The following is a 16,290-nucleotide window of genomic DNA, read 5'->3' as shown; positions in this document are numbered from 1 at the left end:
CTGAAAGAACTGCCCCCATCATATAGCTTCTTGGTTGCTGTCGTCCTCCTTAGGAAGATATTTAATTAAAACTCCAGGTTGGATGCTGTAAGCCTCGCAGATCTTGAGCAAAGCTTCTGAACCAGGAATATAATTAGGGTCTTTATATAGCCGATATACAGTGTTCTGGCTTAGACCAGTAGCTTTGCAAAATTGATAGCGGGTTATTCCCTTACTATCTACAAATGCTTTTATTTGATTTTTGAGTGGCATGGATGATAGGTTCATGTTTTTATTAGAGTTATTTACAAAATTTTTTGTTAACTATGCCTTGGCTTATGACTAGTTAATCTTTTTGGGATCGGTAGGAAATGACCGTTCTAGGACTTGCCTAGCTTCGATTTCGCTGAATACAGCAGAACACAATCTGTAAATACTCGGCGCTCGGCAATGAAAATATAAGTTTTGAACTCTTAAAATTGAAGCTAGTTAAAAATTCTCTATATATGAGTGATTAAGAGACACTCACTCTTTTACTTGCAAACTATTTTAACAAATTTAGGTAGAAACAAAATAGAAAAATTACTTCTTTTTATTCTTTTTTTCGCCGCAACAAACTTATTTATGTCTATGAATTTAAGAAAACGTTTATCTATTTTTTCGACAAAACTCATTGATTTTTGTCTGCAAACCTTAGAAACTTCGAGCGCTATCCTGATGCTTTTATAAGTTAAGATTGATGTCTAAATACTTGTAGCTACAGATTAAAATTACTTATATTTATAGCCGCATCTACTACAAATCAGTTTCATACTTTAGATAGATATAGTTTAATAATAATAGTCAGTATTGTACTATTACAAACTAAACTAATTAATATAAGGCGATAAAATCCACATGCAACTTTTCATATACTTGCGTTAACAGACTTCCTTCTCTATCGTTCAGTAAATTTAATTGAACAGTAGAGTAACGACGATCGATTGCAATTCGTTACATAAGCAAGAAAAGGAACAAACTTCAATTAATATAACAGTTCTAAATGATTTGTAAGGTAGATGCCCTACCTGCCACAGGCTAAAAGGCTGTTCTACATTCGTAAATTAAATAGGATTGCTATACAGACCTATAAAAAGCAACCTATGGTGTTATAAACCTTGGGTTTTTATCAATCTTTCATTTCTTTGATAAGTTAGGGTGTATTTATCTACTATCAATTGATCGTTTTTTTATCAATCGCGATGTAATTATCAACGTTAATGCCTCTAAAAGCAGGCAGATGAAAAATCTTGATACTTTGTAGGAGAACGGTTTGGCTACAACCATAGAGGCTGTATGCGAAGTTAATTTTGTCAAGTGATTATACAGAGACCGAAATTCTACGTAAAAGGAAGGTCGGCAATGATAAATATTTCACAAGAGCAAAATTAATAATTTTGTAGTTTGCAGGCACGTCCTACATTCATTCTTCTAGTTTGCTCCTTTGATTAAGATGAGTCTTAATCAACGTGTTTTAATGAAGAGTTAGTGGAAGCAACACTTTTAAAAAACAATTACACCTCAGCGTTTAGGTTTAGTCATTTGCACTCACAAATGCTAAAGCTAAATTTTGTCTAGAAATTAAGCTCGGGTCTAACTAATATGTCTACTAATCGTTTGAGAACGTATAGCACCTTAGATAGGTTTTATACAGAAGAAAGCAAGTTCTTAACAACAGTGCAGCGAAAACATCTGCTAGAAAGCCTGCAAATGGATTTGCGCTCAGAATACCGCCGTCGGATCGAAATCATGTTACTGGCAGATATGGGTTACTCTCAGGCACAAATTTGTGCAGCATTGGGGTGTTCCAAAGAAACAGCACGGTACTGGATTGCTATGACACAAGCAGGAAAGGCTGACAACTGGAATGAGAATGTAATTGGTCGACCCACCACAGTGAACGAGCAATATCTCGATCGTCTGAAAGAATTGGTGAGTAGCAGCCCTCGTGAATATGGCTATTCATTTCGCTGTTGGACAGCTGGATGGTTAAGTAAGCATTTAACGAAAGAATTTGGTATCGCAGTGAGCGATCGCCACATTAACCGTTTGCTAAAAAAACTGGGGCTTTCTACTCGACCTAGACGCTCGGACACAGAAACAGTCACTCATGGCAGCAAGAATTACGGTATTAACATTGGCGATCTGCCATCTTCCTCACCGTCTAGTTTCCTGTGGCCATCCAATTTCATCAAATTTGGTAACTAGTTATACCATTGAGTTTCTAGGAAGCTATGATTCAACAGTCATTCCCACTTTCCAAGCAACAGCTAGGTCAATACCTCGCCCAATCTCTAGGTCAGGCTCTTACAGAGCAGGAACTCTCGAAATGCTTCGAGCAAATTCAAATTTTGGAGCCAACTGCCGGCAAACTATTTTGGCAGACAGCAGACACGACCGCTGGTATCTACATAGTTCTGACGGGAAAAGTCAGATTACTCGATAGCACTGATAACTTAATTACTTCTTTTGGGGCAGGGGTGTCGTTCGGCGAGCAAACTTTGTTTCCAGAGTACTTTCAACCTTACTCAGCTAGAGCTTCTGTCAATTTAAAGCTTTGCCATCTACCTAGTGAGTTGTTGCACGCTTTAGCTCGCAAATATCCCACCATACTGGAGCATCTTTATCACCAAGCAGTACTTTGGGATCTACTGCTGTTATGTCGTAACAGTAAAATCTTTCGCGCTCTACCTGTTGAAGAGCTAATCAAAACGCTGTCACTCATGGAGCGGCATAATCTGGAAGCAGGCAAACTTCCAACTTCCCTGCTCAAAGATCGGCGGCTGGTGCTACTGCGTCGAGGGGAAATTATACATTCATCAGACCGAAAGCTAAGTATTGGAAAAATTTATCAACTTTCCCAGTTATCTCAACAACAAGCTTGGCAGGTAACTCAACCAACCCAACTGTATACTTTAAGCCGTTCTCGTTGGGAGATGGCACTGCAATATTTGCCACAACTAGCCGATGTAGTGGAATCGTGGGAGCAGGAAGCTGAGGAAGCTGGGGAATTCGGGGGAGAAATTTCAATTTCTGATTCAAAATCCCAAATCCGCTCCTCCCAGTCTCCCTTAACAAGGGAGGAGCCAAAATTTCCAGAGTTTACTGTTGAGTCAAGAAATCGGCAAAAGAAAATAATCAGTAAAGCCTATTTCCCAAACCCAACCGTAAAAATAGGTCATTTGTGGCAGCGCGTCACGAAACGCTATCCATTCATTGCACAACAAAGTGCATCAGACTGCGGTGCAGCCTGTCTGGTGATGGTTGGTCGCTACTGGGGCAAGCACTTAAGTATAAATCGCTTGCGGGACATAGCCAATGTTGACCGTAATGGGGCAACGCTACGAGGTATTGCAGCTGCCGCAGAAAGTATTGGATTTGCTACCCGACCTGTAAAAGCTAGCCTCGACAAACTTGCTTCAGCAAACTTGCCTGCTATTGTTCATTGGGAAGGAAAGCACTACGTTGTGGTCTACGAAGTGACGCGCGATCGCGTCGTCATTATCGACCCTGCTATCGGTCAACGAACCCTCAGCCATAGACAATTCAAAGCGAGTTGGACTGGCTATGCGTTGTTACTACAGCCCACCGTTCTACTTAAAGACGCTGAAGAGACCCGTCAACCCTTTTGGCAGTTCTTTGAGTTAGTAAAACCTCACTGGCTGATACTACTGGAGGTGTTAATTGCCTCCATTCTGATCCAGCTCTTGGGGCTGCTCATGCCGCTGTTCACCCAGTTATTATTGGATCGAGTGGTCGTACAGCGCAGTACTCTGACTTTAAACGCTGTAGGGTTAGGTTTGCTCATCTTTAGTCTGTTTCGAGTCGCTATGACCGGACTGCGGCAATACCTGCTGGATCATACGGCTAATAGAGTCGATTTAGCGCTGATTGTAGGTTTTATTAGACATACTTTTCGCCTGCCACTCAGCTTCTTTGAGTCGCGCTATGTAGGAGACATTATTGCTCGCATCCAGGAAAACCATAAAATTCAGCGCTTCCTAACGGGTGAAGCACTGTCAATTTTTCTCGATTTGCTGACAGTCTTTGTCTACGTGGGGCTGATGTTTTGGTATAGCTGGAAAATGGCGCTGCTAGTGTTGGTAATTGTGCCACCATTTTTTTTACTAGCGCTGATTGCAACCCCCTTCTTGCAACGCATCTCAAGAGAGATCTTTAGTGCCATTGCCGCTGAAAGTAGTTACCTGATCCAAGCGCTTACAGGGGTTCGTACTGTTAGATCGATGGCGCTGGAGCATACGGTTCGCTGGCATTGGGAAGGACTCCTGAGTAAGTTCATCAAAACTAACTTTTCCGGACAAGTTATCGCCAACAGCCTCCAAATCTTCAGTGCAACTATTGAAGCTACAGCAAGTGCGGCACTACTGTGGTTTGGGGCGTGGCAGGTCATTCAAAACCAACTGACTATTGGGCAGTTAGTTGCTTTTAATATGCTATTGGGCAATGTTATTAGACCCTTTCAGCGGCTAATTGTCCTCTGGAATCAGTTACAGGAAGTGATCATTTCAGTTGAGCGCATTAATGATGTGCTTGAAGCTGAACCAGAAGAAGACTTACAGAAACAAGATCGTCAATCCCTGCCACCGATTCGGGGTCACATTTGCTTTAACCAAGTCACTTTCCGTTACCACCCAGAAAGCGATGTTAACACCTTAGAAAACGTTAGCTTCGAGGCGCAACCAGGGCAAATGATAGCACTTGTGGGGCGCAGTGGATCTGGGAAAACAACAATCGCCAAGTTGATTTTGGGTCTCTATCCCCCCACAGAAGGAAAGATTCTGATTGACGGCTATGATGTGACCAGCCTATCCCTGCGATCGCTCCGTTCTCAAATTGGCGTTGTCGATCAGGATACCTTTCTTTTTGGTAGTACCATTCGAGAAAATATTAGCATTGGTCACCCAGAAGCTACCTTAGAAGAAATTAGGTTGGCGGCGCAGCAAGCTGGTGCAGATCAGTTTATTCAGCAACTGCCAATGGGTTATGAAACTCAAATTGGTGAGGCTGGAGGATTGCTTTCTGGCGGACAACGCCAGCGCCTAGCGATCGCTCGCGCCCTACTAGGTAATCCCCGCTTGTTGATTTTAGATGAAGCAACCAGCCACCTCGATGCTGAATCAGAGCGGATTATTCAGACTAACTTGAACGCAATTCTCAAAAATCGGACAACGCTAACGATCGCTCATCGCCTCTCCACCATCCGCAGGGCTGACCTGATTCTGGTACTCGATCGAGGGGTATTGGTCGAAAGTGGTACCCATGAAGAATTGATGGCAAAGCGCGGTCACTACTTCTACCTTAACCAGCAACAACTAGCTGCAACCACTATTTGATAAGAATTTCTTCACAACTATGTCATATACACCTAATTCACACATTCTATCCAACCAGAACGCTGGCGAACAGGGCTATATCAACAACGGTAAAACGCCACCTTCTCAGCCAACGGTAGCAACTGAGAGCGATCGAGACTGGTCTTACGACACCCAAGAGCTGCTCGATACCTTGCCACGGGTTTGGACGCGGGGCTTGCTGTATCTGTTAGTGTTTTTTGCTGGCATCATCTTACCCTGGTCAATGCTTGCCAAGGTCGATGAGACAGGTAGCGCCAGAGGGCGGCTTGAACCCAAGGGCAAAACTGTAAGGCTTGATGCGCCTGTTACTGGAGCAGTTGCTGAGATTGAGGTAAAGGAAGGTCAATTTGTCAAGGCTGGTCAAACATTATTGGCATTGGAATCAGAGGAAATGCTTGCCCAGCTCCAACAAGCTAGAGCAAAGTTAGAAGGTCAGCTAGATCGCCTCCCACAGGTGGAACTGATAAAAAACCAACTAAAGATGACTGCCCTGACGCAGCGACAGCAGAGCAAAGCCCAAGCAGCAGGGCAACAAGCACAAATTCATCAAAGTCAGCAACAGATTGACTTTCATAAAACAGAGATTGATTCGGCAAAGCAGCTCTTAGCAAAGGATCGAAGCACGGTGCAACGCTTTCGACAGCTGCGGCAGAGCGGTGTAATTTCGGGGCTACAGCTAGACGAAGCAGAACGCACGATGATTGACAACCAACAGCGTCTGATAAAAGCTAAGTCAGACATCCAACAAGCCCAAAACGAACTCAAAAAACAGCGAAGTACCTATGAAAGTACTCTTCGCGAAGGCGATCTGGCAGTCATGGAGAGTGAGAGAAGTATCAAAGAAGTCCAAGCCCAAATCACAGACCTGCAAGCGGAAATCGCTCAATCCAGACAACAGATTGAGTCTCTGTTATTTCAGTTGCAGCAACGCGTGCTACGCGCACCAATTGACGGCACAATTTTTCAGTTGCCCATCCAACGTGCTGGAGCCGTAGTACAACCTGGTGACACAATCGCTCAGATTGCGCCAAAAGGGACTTCTCTTGTAGTTAGGGCACAAATGGCTAGTCCAGAAAGCGGTTTTCTACGTTTGGGGTTGCCGGTCAAGATCAAATTTGATGCCTATCCCTTCCAAGACTATGGAGTGGTGGAAGGTCGCGTGAGTTGGATTTCACCAGACTCCAAGACTCAGGAAACAAACCAAGGTAGGATAGAAAGCTTTGAGCTGGAAATCGCGCCGCAACAGCCCTACATCCAAACTGCCGACAAGCGTATTGCCATAAAACCAGGTCAGACAGCGACAGCAGAGGTGGTTATCCGGCAGCGTCGCGTCATTGACTTCATTTTAGATCCGTTTAAGAGGTTGCAAGCAGGCGGCTTGGAACTTTAGATCGGCAAATGATGAAAACCTCTCGCCTCTCGCCATCCCTTCACCCATTTTCAAGTGAGTTTTATCATGTTAGAAGCGATCGCTGTTTCCCGTGACGATATTATCCAGCAAATCAAACTTTTGTGCCAAATTCCCTCTATCATTGAAGCTATAGTGTCTCGCCAAATTATTGCTAATGCTGCAAAAGAAGCAGGCATTACAGTGGAACTGGCAGAACTGCAGCAGGCGGCAGATAATTTTCGGTTAAGCAACAATCTGATACGCGCTGACGATACCTGGTCGTGGCTGCACAAACAGAGTTTGTCCCTAAATGAGTTTGAGCAATTGATTTACACTACTATCATCTCGGAGAAATTAGCTCGACATCTGTTTGCAGATAAAGTCGAATCGGTTTTTTTTGAGCAACAGTTAAATTATAGCGGAGTGGTGATGTATGAAGTTGTCTTAGACGATCGCGATTTGGCTCTGGAATTATTTTATGCTCTTCAAGAAGGCGAGATCGGTTTCTGTGAGGTAGCTCGTCAGTATATCCAGGATAAAGAGCTACGCCGTGCTGGGGGATATCGGGGGATGCTACGCCGCAGCGAGCTCAAACCAGAAATTTCTGCTGCGGTTTTTGCAGCTACTCCGCCCCAGATGCTCAAACCAATTGTTACTTCTAAGGGAACGCATCTAATCTTGGTTGAGGAGATCGTGCAACCACAATTGGATGATACGCTGCGCTTAAAAATCCTTGCAGATTTATTTACTACATGGCTAAAGCAACAAATCGAGCAAGTTGAAATTGTTAAGTACCTTGACCCAGAAAACCTAGCCGCTAATTTCGAGTCCCAAGTTTCCAATGGTTTAATTAGCGATCGGCTATAAACTGAGAAAGCTTGGCTGGTTCTGCTACCTCACTGAGTTACAAACACAAGTCGAGATTGAAAACGTGAATTGCAGCCGTTTTTCTCCTGAATTATTGCACGCTAGTGCAGTTGATAGACACGATCGGCATTGTGGAACCACTCATACAGCAGATTAAGGATCTCTTGCTGATGTTTTATGCCAGGGTAATCGATATTCTGGTGCTCGATCGCTTCCTCAAGGAAACTTTGAGTAGCGTGCAAGCATAAATGGGTAGCATCGCGCACGCATGTGAAGTTGGGATCGGGATTGACTTTAGTACGAGAGCTTGTGGTAAAGGAATTCAAATAATTGAGTTGAAGATCTAGCCAGCTTGCTGGTACGATATTTAAAGCTATTTGTCGAGCTGGATTAGTGAGAAAATTCAATCCAATGATTGCTCCACGCTTAAAGGTAGTATCTGCTTCTTGGGGTCCCCACAAGTATGCTTCTGAATTAGTAGGAAACTCAGGTTCAGCATCATGCGCTTGCTGTTGAACAATGAAAGCCTCAAGTTCATCTTTTAAAATTAATAAATCTGGATGATTAGGGAATTTTTGTAATTGCTTTTTCACGTCAACCAATAAAGACTGAGCCTGGTACAACGAAGCAGAAATATACTCAGAAACAACATATTCGCCTGCTCTTTCAAGCAGGTATGTGAGCGTAACAGCAGTTTCAACTAAATGTTCGAGTAAGAACTGACTTCCTATTTCGTCTTGGTGGATTTTGAGTAAAATATAAGAATAATAAATGCGGCGCATTTTAGAAAATAAACCTAAAGTAGCCAAATTAAAAAGCTTTTTTGTAAAGCCTTTAGTAGTTCCTATAATTAATTCAATCTGTTCGAGCTGTTGGCATAAAATTTGAGCAGCCTTTAGAAAAGCGTTACCAAAGGATTGCTTAAAAAGTTCGATTAAATTGATGTTTGGTAAGCATAGTTGAGGTTGAACTAACCACACTTTTGTATTCATTGTTACCCTCTGCCGATCGGAAAGTTAGCTGCCAATATTTGAATTAGGGAAAAAGCCGAGAACCCTATATTTAGGAGATATATGGTAAAGTTATGTAGTGCTAATTCTAAAAATTCTCGATTTACCGTTATTGCTAAATCTCCTCTGAATGCCCGTATTCGTTATTATTACAGAGTGTTTGAAGCTAGAAAAAGCCCCCTTATTGGCAGGCTAATATCTGAGCAAAAGAAGCTAGTTTATGAAGAGAAACTTTTGATTTTTGGAACTAAACTCAACCTAGAAAAAATTATTTGATGACTATGTAACGCCAGTCTAATGGAGTGTAAATGTCCTCAGATTTAGGATTAAGGTAAGGACGCTGCAAATCAATTTCTTGCAATGAAAAGTGTTTGCTGATAGATGCCATCCGACCTTCGGTCGAACTGTCCTTTTGTTGCCAAGCTTCGAGTAAGCCATTGGCAACGATTTTACAACGGTTCAGACCAAAACTTTCTTGGGCAGAAAATTTGCGGTTTGGTTCTTCTGCAAGAGCGAGTCCGGGTGCTAAAAGCTTGGTAAACAATGGCACTTCTGATTGAAAATGCGATTGGTGTTCTACATAAACAGCCTGCAATAGTGGTTGCACATCTTCATAGTTACTTTTATCAAAGTAGAGTACCCCTGAATCATAGCGCTTGTAGTCTGGGGGATTGTATAGTACCTTGAAGCTGAAAGGAATATTAATGTCATTCAGCTGCCGCGTGAGGTTGCCCATAACTACAACCGCACCTTCGGAACTGAGATTGAAGTAGATGCGTACTATATTGCCGAGTCTGGTCGGACCTGCATCGCCTACCGCCATGTAGAATCCATTTTGCACCAGGTTGCGAGGCATTAGGATTGCCACCGAGTCTCCAACGGTTGCAGATTGCTCCACTGGTTGTAAATGGCGATCGCGTTCGATATGCAGAGTCAAGTCGGTCTTTCTCACTGCTAGGCTGCCATCACTCTCCTCTCTTAGCACTTGCCAATCAGGGTCAAAGTAGCCTTTACCGCTGTTGCTAGAATGCAATCGCTGATAAAATTCCAAGTCCACTCCCAGAAACGTATTATTCTCTAGATTCTGGTGCAGTTCTAAACCAACTGAATCTGCGTCTAGAGCCAAGGCAGATTTGAGAGAACCGTTGTAATATATGCTGTAGAGAAAACCGCACAGCTGCTGGCTTAAGTACTTAGTCTGAAGCTCTAAGGGTAGTTGTTGAAAACGCGTTAATCTATCAGCCGGAAGTTGCCAAGCTTGGTAATCTAGATGACGAATACAGAATGTAGACTCAATTTGAATTTTGCGGACAATGTCATGAAGAGCAGCCAGTAGTTTATCGGTCTCAAAGTCCGATAGTTGATTTTGCGCCGAATCCAGCAATTGCATAACAGTCTGCCTACAACTAAAATACTCAAACGGAAGAATAGCTAAAGCGAAGAAATTCCGACGCTGGTAAGCCAAAAACAGTCAGCATTGATTGTTCTGGACGACACAGCAAAGACTTGGCAACCTGGAGTATACAGATACCTGGATTGCCAAAGAATTTTTGGTGCTGGAGTCTTGCCTGAATGGCATTAATCAAGCACATACCAGCAAATTGCACGACGCGCTGCAAAAAATCAGGTCGACGCTCTAAAATTTCTGGAAAGTGACTCAAATAAGCGCTAGTCAGAGCTGCAATCGAATGTTGCAGCTCCTCAAGGGGAGTCATGGCAAGGCGTAAAGACTCTTCGATCGCGATCGCTTTACTAGTAACTAAGCTAGATAGCCAGATTAGTAAATAGCTAGAGATGAGCATTCCTAAGTCGAAAGCAGGATCTCCCCAAGTGGAGCGCTCCCAATCAATTAAACGAATAATGCTATCCTCCCTAGCCGCTCGAACTTCAAGGGAATTAAGGGGGGAGCATGTCGAGACAGCTTGCTCCCAACTGTTGGATAGTAGGATATTGTTTAGCTTGAGATCGTTGTGTATTAGGCAACAAGGCTCTAAAGCAGCGCTAAGCTCTTTAATCGCCTGCCCTAAGCTATCGTAGCGCTGATAGAGTGCAAAGAATCTCAACCCATCTGCGGGAACTAGACCAAAAACTTCAGGACCGATCCGGTCTAAGACACGAATGAGATGAGGAGCCTGGTTAATGGATTCATCCTCTGACTTTTGGGAGAAGAATTCTTGATAGTCTTGACGATCTAGAGTCACGCGATGAATGGTAGCCAGAAGGGTTCCGATTGAAGTTGCGATCGTAGTTGGGAATATATTGTCTTTAGTATAGAAATCTATGAGATCTCGATAGTCTGTGAGGTAATTAAAAACAATGATTGAATGTCTCTCATCAAAATGGAGTATCTCTGGAAGCCAAGTGCGAAGATAGCTATGTTCTGGGAATTGTTGTAAAAATTCTTGAACTCGCCATTCTCTCAAAAACTCTCTAGCAGTTTTTCCTTCTCGGTCGTGCAGTTCTTGCTTGACTAAAAGTTGGCGACCCCTTGGCAGAGTGAGTAACAAGTTAAAATTTTTGGCAGTTTTTCTCTCAATCTTACTCGAAGATCGATCTTCTTGAGTACAGAGTCCCTGCCTAATCAAATAGTCGAGAACATTTTGAGAGCTTAATAAAAATGTCATAAATCATTGTTTCCTTGAATATTACTTAGAATATTACTCAATGGAGTGCCGTTATTTTGGCTGGTAGAATAAAAACTCTGCACTAGGGACACGATTTGACTAATAGCATATACAATCAACACAGCCGAAAGTAACTGATTTAATTCATTAGCTGAACCACTTCGCATAGCCAAGTCTGCATCGGTTAGCTCAGTGAAGAAACTTTCAGATTCAGCAGGTTGCAGATCGAAAATTTTAATCCTAGCCATTAGTGTTTTTTCCAAAACTCTCAATTACAATTTTTCGGGATGAACACCAGAAAATCAAATTTTTTCAACTGCTTTTTCAGACCTAATTCCTGTAATTATGTCCGGCAAGTCTTCAAGTTACCGCTGCTGAACTCTAACACTATGCTTAAGAGTAGCGACAAAAAAACTGTTATCGGTCAGCCATCCCACAGGGATGCAGAATAGTGATTTCAGCGTGAAGGATTAATGAACCGATAACAGGGATTTAGTCGGTGACTAGCTAGTAACTATTGGAACTCAACTCATGAATCCATTCTATTTACCGCCGCCGTTACCGCCGCCAACGTTACTTGCTAGGTTTCCTACCAGCTCTGCGATAAACGATAGATGGTGGATGACAGCGATGTCTACAATTGCATGATAAGCGTATTGCGAATCGTTATAACCACCGTTTTCTGCACCACCTAACACAGACATAGAATCTGTATCGGTTAGATCGTTGAGAAAGCTTTCGGAGTCTTGGAATAGATCGAAGCCAGCGGGACGCAGTTCAGAGATTGTGATGTTAGCCATTTGTTGTATTCCTCTCATTTTTCTAGAGTAGTGCGATTCAGCTTTTGCTTGCCTAATCGTTACTTTCATCTAAACTTTAATGCGATGCTTACAGTAGCGACAAAAAAACTGTTATCGGTCAGCCATCCCACAGGGATGCAGAATAGTGATTTCAGCATGAAGGATCGATGAACCGATAACAGGAATTTAGTCGGTAACTATCTAGTAACTATTGAACTCAACTCACGAATCCATTCTATTTACCACCACCGTTGCCGCCGCCGCCGTTACCGCCGCCAACGTTACTTGCTAGGCTTCCTACCAGCTCTGCGATAAACGATAGATGGTGGATGACAGCGATGTCTACAATTGCATGATAAGCGTATTGTGAATCGTTAAAACCGTTCTCTGAACCGCCCAGCACAGACATAGAATCTGTATCGGTTAGATCGTTGAGAAAGCTTTCGGAGTCTTGGAATAGATCGAAGCCAGCGGGACGCAGTTCAGAGATTGTGATGTTAGCCATTTGTTGTATTCCTCACCATTTTCTAGAGTAGTGCGATTCAGCTTTTGCTTGCCTAATCGTTACTTTCAATAATCGAGCAATAACTTAAGAAAATCAAGGTTTATTAACGAGTTTCTGCGACTTAAAAAGAGTCTTTCTGTCAGTCTATTTTTGGCGACTTACATTCAAAATCACGTGTTTTTTAAATTGCTTTGTTAGACATAAATCAGGTAGTTGCGTCTACCAATTTTCTGAATTTGGCTCTTGCAACAACTCAAGAAATAACTTGGCAGGTGACATCTTCCCTACCTAAACGCTTTCATACTCCAAGAATACCAATCTGCATGGACTAAATCAACTATAGGTGGTAGTAATACCTACTAATCAGTTTCATTGAGTAGATATTAGAAATCCCGTTGAAATAGAAGTGCTACAGTATTAATGTCAGTATGAGTATCCCAACTGTAAGTGCAATAGTACTTATTTTTATATTTAAGTGTTAATTTAATGTGTATAACTTAATGTTAATTCTATCCTTCTATGATAAAAATGATGGTTAATTCAAGAGTTTATAAACTCTTGAATTAACCACCTATTCATCCCGTTCACTAAATGTCTCAGTTGAGCGCTAGTTTAGCTGTATGTGTTAGGCGTGAGTCACTAACCCTAAGAGTATGCACCGTAAGTTCCATAAACCCTAGAACGTCTGGAACCGTTATCGGAGGTTGGAGTTGTGTTTGTAGAAGAGTTCGATCCTGTATTTGTAGAAAATTGCTGACCCCAACTATCAAACAATTGCTCCATTTGAGCATCGAAATCTGTAACAAGATCTTCGATGTTTGCTAGTACTGAAGCAGCAACTGAACCACCTACTACAGCTTCTATTTCTCCAGCCGTTAAGTCGTTAAGAAAGCTGTTGGAGTTTCGGGATAGTTGAGAATCCTCAAAACTCAGTTCCAATATTTTGATTCTAGCCATTTGTTTTTCCTCAAGAAAGTACTTCGAAGTAAATTTGAGTGAGATTCAGCCAGAGATTGCTTAATCTTACTTTCATAGTGAAGGATTAAATTTATTAAATCAAGGTTTTAAGACAAATTTTCTAGACGTAACGAAAATAGTTATGTCTCTGAAGTCTGCAAATACTTTAATTTAGATAGCTACATATATTTTTTAACTAATTTTTGCCGAATCTGCACGAGCGTACTCTGAATTTAACTTTAGAGTTTTGTCAGCAGCTTAGTTAAGACACTCTTGCTCAAGCAGCCTTATAAACATAGTAGTTTCATAAGCTACTTCTTTAGATATAAGTCAGGCAGATATGTCTCTAAAGTTTGTCAATAGTGTCTAGTGCAGTTTTAGAAAAGCTATCTTGCAATAAAGAATGAATAGCATGTAACCGCACCATAGAATCTGGCTGAAACCTTGCTGAAACGGCTGAGTTAGGGGTTTTGGTAGCAATGGAACGATACTTGTACGCGCTTGCCCAAAACGTAGACAAAGGAAGCATTTAAGCGTTCGCTCAACACCTGCCTTGCTTGATTCTTTTTAGGTAAAGTTGAACAAGCACGTACATTTTTGTTCGCCTACTACTCAAGCCTCAGATTCTGCTATCTGCAGAGCCGGTTAAAGTGCAAAGTAGTCAATATACCAAGCTCCATTGTTACCCCAAACACTGAGGTCGGCTTTAGCATCGCCATCATAGTCGGCAGGAACGGGAGCGTAATTCGTATCGCCATAGCCGTTGTATGAAGCATCCCAACTACCATAACCGTTGCCAGAGTAGTCGAGATACCAAGCTCCATTGTTACCCCAAACACTGAGGTCAGCTTTCTTGTCGCCATCATAGTCGGCAGGAACGGCAGTGTAATTCGCGTCGCCATATCCGTTGTATGTCACATCCCAGCGACCATAGCCGTTGCCAGAGTAGTCAATATACCAAGCTCCGTTGCTACCTCTAACGCTTAGGTCGGCTTTAGCATCGCCATCATAGTCGGCAGGAACGGGAGCGTAATTCGTATCGCCATATCCGTTGTATGTCGCATCCCAACTACCATAACCGTTGCCAGAGTAGTCGAGATACCAAGCTCCATTGTTACCCCAAACACTGAGGTCAGCTTTCTTATCGCCATCATAGTCAGCAGGAACAGCAGTGTAATTCGCGTCGCCATATCCGTTGTATGTAATATCCCAGCGACCATAGCCGTTGCCAGAGTAGTCGATATACCAAGCTCCGCTGTTACCTCTAATGCTTAGATCGGCTTTGGCATCGCCATCATAGTCGGTAGGAACGGCAGTGTAGTTAGTATCGCCATAGCCGTTGTATGAAGCATCCCAACTACCATAACCGTTGCCAGAGTAGTCGAGATACCAAGCTCCATTGTTACCCCAAACACTGAGGTCAGCTTTCTTATCGCCATCATAGTCGGCAGGAACAGCAGTGTAATTCGTATCACCATATCCGTTGTATGTCACATCCCAGCGACCATAACTAGCGGCAGCGGGGAGAATTCCCACGAGTAGTAATTCTGCAACAAAAAAAAGAGTTGCGATCGGTTTTGGTAGTTTCATATCTTGAATTTCCCAATTAATGCTAGAAGTTAGCGATCTGAGCGCTCTAAGCTATGACAATCGCCGAACATAAGTTTTGATATTCTCAGCCACAGGACTCGTGTGATTGTTGCTAGACGACCGTTTTCTGCCACCATTTCTCAGATGGCATCATCCGACAGTGCCGCGCTCGTTTAAGAGATAGTTTGAAAACCGAGATAATGTTAAAGATTTTCTTTTAACATACATTTTTGACTCCACAAAGCTATCTCTATAACTCATAGAGCAGCCCTATAGAGAACAGAGTTGTAGCTGAGTTGAAGACTGAGAGTCTAGCTTATGTGCGAGGAGCCAAGTACTACGAGAAGCCAACGAGCAAGAAATAGCCGATTCATGATGTTCTCTACTAAGCTCCTTTGAAAAGGGCTTTAAAATCTAATGTACTCTTTTCTAAACTCAGTGATTATTAAGATTTATACACTAGAGATAACTACGTGTAGAGACACATTAGCTCAATCGGCTAAAAGATAGTAGGAGAAAGTGTTCTCAAGTGTTATATTGCCAATTTTCTCTGAGGACAGACGAGCGATTTAAACTAGGCTCAAATAAATAACGACCCCGAAAATTTGAGACGCGAAGTTTATTTGTACGTGCATATCTTCTATAGATTGAGAATACAAGCAATTTAGTAATACCAATGAACTGAAGTAAGCAGTTGGTACATTATTGCTAAACATGAATTTATTTTAGATTAAAAAAGAAAACGATATAAAGTTAAGCAAGAGGAAACAGATTCAGTTACTGACTATATTTAAGTATATTTGGGTCATTTCAAATTAGTTAACCTAGTTTGAGAGAGCTAAGCTATTTATGAGTTTATTTGGCTCGTCTAACTCAATTTAAGATTTTTTCCTATCGAGGAACCGCTGAGAAGGTTTTTGCGAGCAAGGCTTCTATGCGGCATTTAGAGGTTTTAAACTAGCGCTTGAAAGCTAGACCTTTTCAAGCATTACTGAGGTTATATTTTGCTCAAAATCAATAATTACCCTTTGTAACAAAACAGACGATTTACTTGGTAAATATCCTCTAAGGGAGTATGCTACAAGGTTAATAAACAGATAAGTATCGTTATTTCAAATAAAAGATTTAATCATGCAGTATCTGCCAAAGAGAAA

General features: G+C 42.1%; 14 protein-coding genes. 5 read left to right on the top strand and 9 right to left on the bottom strand.

The features are described 5' to 3' along the window. Positions 1-18: 18 nt before the first annotated feature. Positions 19-267: a helix-turn-helix domain-containing protein gene (locus tag N4J56_RS19340; protein WP_015155257.1), complete on the bottom strand. Its 249-nt coding sequence runs from the start codon at positions 265-267 to the stop codon at positions 19-21. 1,353 nt (positions 268-1,620) lie between these two features. Between N4J56_RS19340 and N4J56_RS19335 the strand changes: the two genes are divergently transcribed. The 4 genes from N4J56_RS19335 (at position 1,621) to N4J56_RS19320 (ending at position 7,650) form a co-directional block, all read left to right on the top strand. Then, the gene (locus N4J56_RS19335; protein WP_317107922.1) at positions 1,621-2,226 is read left to right on the top strand and encodes a helix-turn-helix domain-containing protein; all 606 of its coding nucleotides are present in this window, start codon (positions 1,621-1,623) and stop codon (positions 2,224-2,226) included. A 26-nt stretch (positions 2,227-2,252) separates the two neighbouring features. Further along, entirely contained in the window at positions 2,253-5,372 is a 3,120-nt protein-coding gene (locus N4J56_RS19330; protein ID WP_317107921.1) for a peptidase domain-containing ABC transporter, read from the top strand. Between the two features lie 19 nt (positions 5,373-5,391). Continuing rightward, entirely contained in the window at positions 5,392-6,783 is a 1,392-nt protein-coding gene (locus N4J56_RS19325) for an HlyD family secretion protein (protein ID WP_317107920.1), read from the top strand. 66 nt (positions 6,784-6,849) lie between these two features. Further along, complete coding sequence (locus N4J56_RS19320) at positions 6,850-7,650, top strand: peptidylprolyl isomerase (RefSeq protein WP_410500539.1); 801 nt, start codon at positions 6,850-6,852, stop codon at positions 7,648-7,650. 101 nt (positions 7,651-7,751) lie between these two features. Here N4J56_RS19320 and N4J56_RS19315 read toward each other — a convergent pair whose 3' ends face one another. Next, positions 7,752-8,642, bottom strand: a complete 891-nt coding sequence (locus N4J56_RS19315; protein WP_317107917.1) for a hypothetical protein — start codon at positions 8,640-8,642, stop codon at positions 7,752-7,754. 81 nt (positions 8,643-8,723) lie between these two features. Here N4J56_RS19315 and N4J56_RS19310 point away from each other — a divergent pair, with 81 nt between their 5' ends. Further along, positions 8,724-8,936, top strand: coding sequence for a hypothetical protein (locus N4J56_RS19310; RefSeq protein WP_317107916.1), 213 nt, complete (start codon positions 8,724-8,726; stop codon positions 8,934-8,936). Here the strand turns inward: N4J56_RS19310 and N4J56_RS19305 are convergent. The 7 genes from N4J56_RS19305 to N4J56_RS19275 all read right to left on the bottom strand — a co-directional run bounded on the left by N4J56_RS19305 (position 8,929) and on the right by N4J56_RS19275 (position 15,136). Next, the gene (locus N4J56_RS19305; RefSeq protein ID WP_317107915.1) at positions 8,929-10,050 is read right to left on the bottom strand and encodes a T3SS effector HopA1 family protein; all 1,122 of its coding nucleotides are present in this window, start codon (positions 10,048-10,050) and stop codon (positions 8,929-8,931) included. The two genes, N4J56_RS19310 and N4J56_RS19305, sit on opposite strands and share 8 nt — an antisense overlap. A gap of 25 nt (positions 10,051-10,075) precedes the next feature. Then, a complete protein-coding gene (locus N4J56_RS19300; protein WP_317107914.1) occupies positions 10,076-11,284 on the bottom strand; it encodes a phosphotransferase in 1,209 nt (402 codons plus the stop codon). Beyond that, positions 11,281-11,532, bottom strand: coding sequence for a hypothetical protein (locus N4J56_RS19295; protein WP_317107913.1), 252 nt, complete (start codon positions 11,530-11,532; stop codon positions 11,281-11,283). The genes N4J56_RS19300 and N4J56_RS19295 overlap by 4 nt, the downstream gene beginning before the upstream one ends. A gap of 294 nt (positions 11,533-11,826) precedes the next feature. Next, a complete protein-coding gene (locus N4J56_RS19290) occupies positions 11,827-12,084 on the bottom strand; it encodes a hypothetical protein (protein WP_317107912.1) in 258 nt (85 codons plus the stop codon). Between the two features lie 235 nt (positions 12,085-12,319). Beyond that, positions 12,320-12,589, bottom strand: a complete 270-nt coding sequence (locus N4J56_RS19285) for a hypothetical protein (protein WP_317107911.1) — start codon at positions 12,587-12,589, stop codon at positions 12,320-12,322. A gap of 645 nt (positions 12,590-13,234) precedes the next feature. Beyond that, entirely contained in the window at positions 13,235-13,546 is a 312-nt protein-coding gene (locus N4J56_RS19280) for a hypothetical protein (RefSeq protein ID WP_317107910.1), read from the bottom strand. A 645-nt stretch (positions 13,547-14,191) separates the two neighbouring features. Continuing rightward, positions 14,192-15,136, bottom strand: coding sequence for a VCBS repeat-containing protein (locus N4J56_RS19275; protein ID WP_317107909.1), 945 nt, complete (start codon positions 15,134-15,136; stop codon positions 14,192-14,194). Positions 15,137-16,290 lie beyond the last annotated feature (1,154 nt).

This window comes from Chroococcidiopsis sp. SAG 2025 (assembly GCF_032860985.1).
Taxonomy (GTDB): domain Bacteria; phylum Cyanobacteriota; class Cyanobacteriia; order Cyanobacteriales; family Chroococcidiopsidaceae; genus Chroococcidiopsis.
The sequence above is the reverse complement of the archived record's forward strand: the minus strand, read 5'-3'. Positions and strand labels throughout refer to the sequence as shown.

What these genes read in the sequence shown, in the direction of transcription:
- N4J56_RS19340 (WP_015155257.1), bottom strand. Translation starts at nt 267, where the DNA reads ATGAACCTATCATCCATGCCACTCAAAAATCAAATAAAAGCATTTGTA.
- N4J56_RS19335 (WP_317107922.1), top strand. Translation starts at nt 1,621, where the DNA reads ATGTCTACTAATCGTTTGAGAACGTATAGCACCTTAGATAGGTTTTAT.
- N4J56_RS19330 (WP_317107921.1), top strand. Translation starts at nt 2,253, where the DNA reads ATGATTCAACAGTCATTCCCACTTTCCAAGCAACAGCTAGGTCAATAC.
- N4J56_RS19325 (WP_317107920.1), top strand. Translation starts at nt 5,392, where the DNA reads ATGTCATATACACCTAATTCACACATTCTATCCAACCAGAACGCTGGC.
- N4J56_RS19320 (WP_410500539.1), top strand. Translation starts at nt 6,850, where the DNA reads ATGTTAGAAGCGATCGCTGTTTCCCGTGACGATATTATCCAGCAAATC.
- N4J56_RS19315 (WP_317107917.1), bottom strand. Translation starts at nt 8,642, where the DNA reads ATGAATACAAAAGTGTGGTTAGTTCAACCTCAACTATGCTTACCAAAC.
- N4J56_RS19310 (WP_317107916.1), top strand. Translation starts at nt 8,724, where the DNA reads ATGGTAAAGTTATGTAGTGCTAATTCTAAAAATTCTCGATTTACCGTT.
- N4J56_RS19305 (WP_317107915.1), bottom strand. Translation starts at nt 10,050, where the DNA reads ATGCAATTGCTGGATTCGGCGCAAAATCAACTATCGGACTTTGAGACC.
- N4J56_RS19300 (WP_317107914.1), bottom strand. Translation starts at nt 11,284, where the DNA reads ATGACATTTTTATTAAGCTCTCAAAATGTTCTCGACTATTTGATTAGG.
- N4J56_RS19295 (WP_317107913.1), bottom strand. Translation starts at nt 11,532, where the DNA reads ATGGCTAGGATTAAAATTTTCGATCTGCAACCTGCTGAATCTGAAAGT.
- N4J56_RS19290 (WP_317107912.1), bottom strand. Translation starts at nt 12,084, where the DNA reads ATGGCTAACATCACAATCTCTGAACTGCGTCCCGCTGGCTTCGATCTA.
- N4J56_RS19285 (WP_317107911.1), bottom strand. Translation starts at nt 12,589, where the DNA reads ATGGCTAACATCACAATCTCTGAACTGCGTCCCGCTGGCTTCGATCTA.
- N4J56_RS19280 (WP_317107910.1), bottom strand. Translation starts at nt 13,546, where the DNA reads ATGGCTAGAATCAAAATATTGGAACTGAGTTTTGAGGATTCTCAACTA.
- N4J56_RS19275 (WP_317107909.1), bottom strand. Translation starts at nt 15,136, where the DNA reads ATGAAACTACCAAAACCGATCGCAACTCTTTTTTTTGTTGCAGAATTA.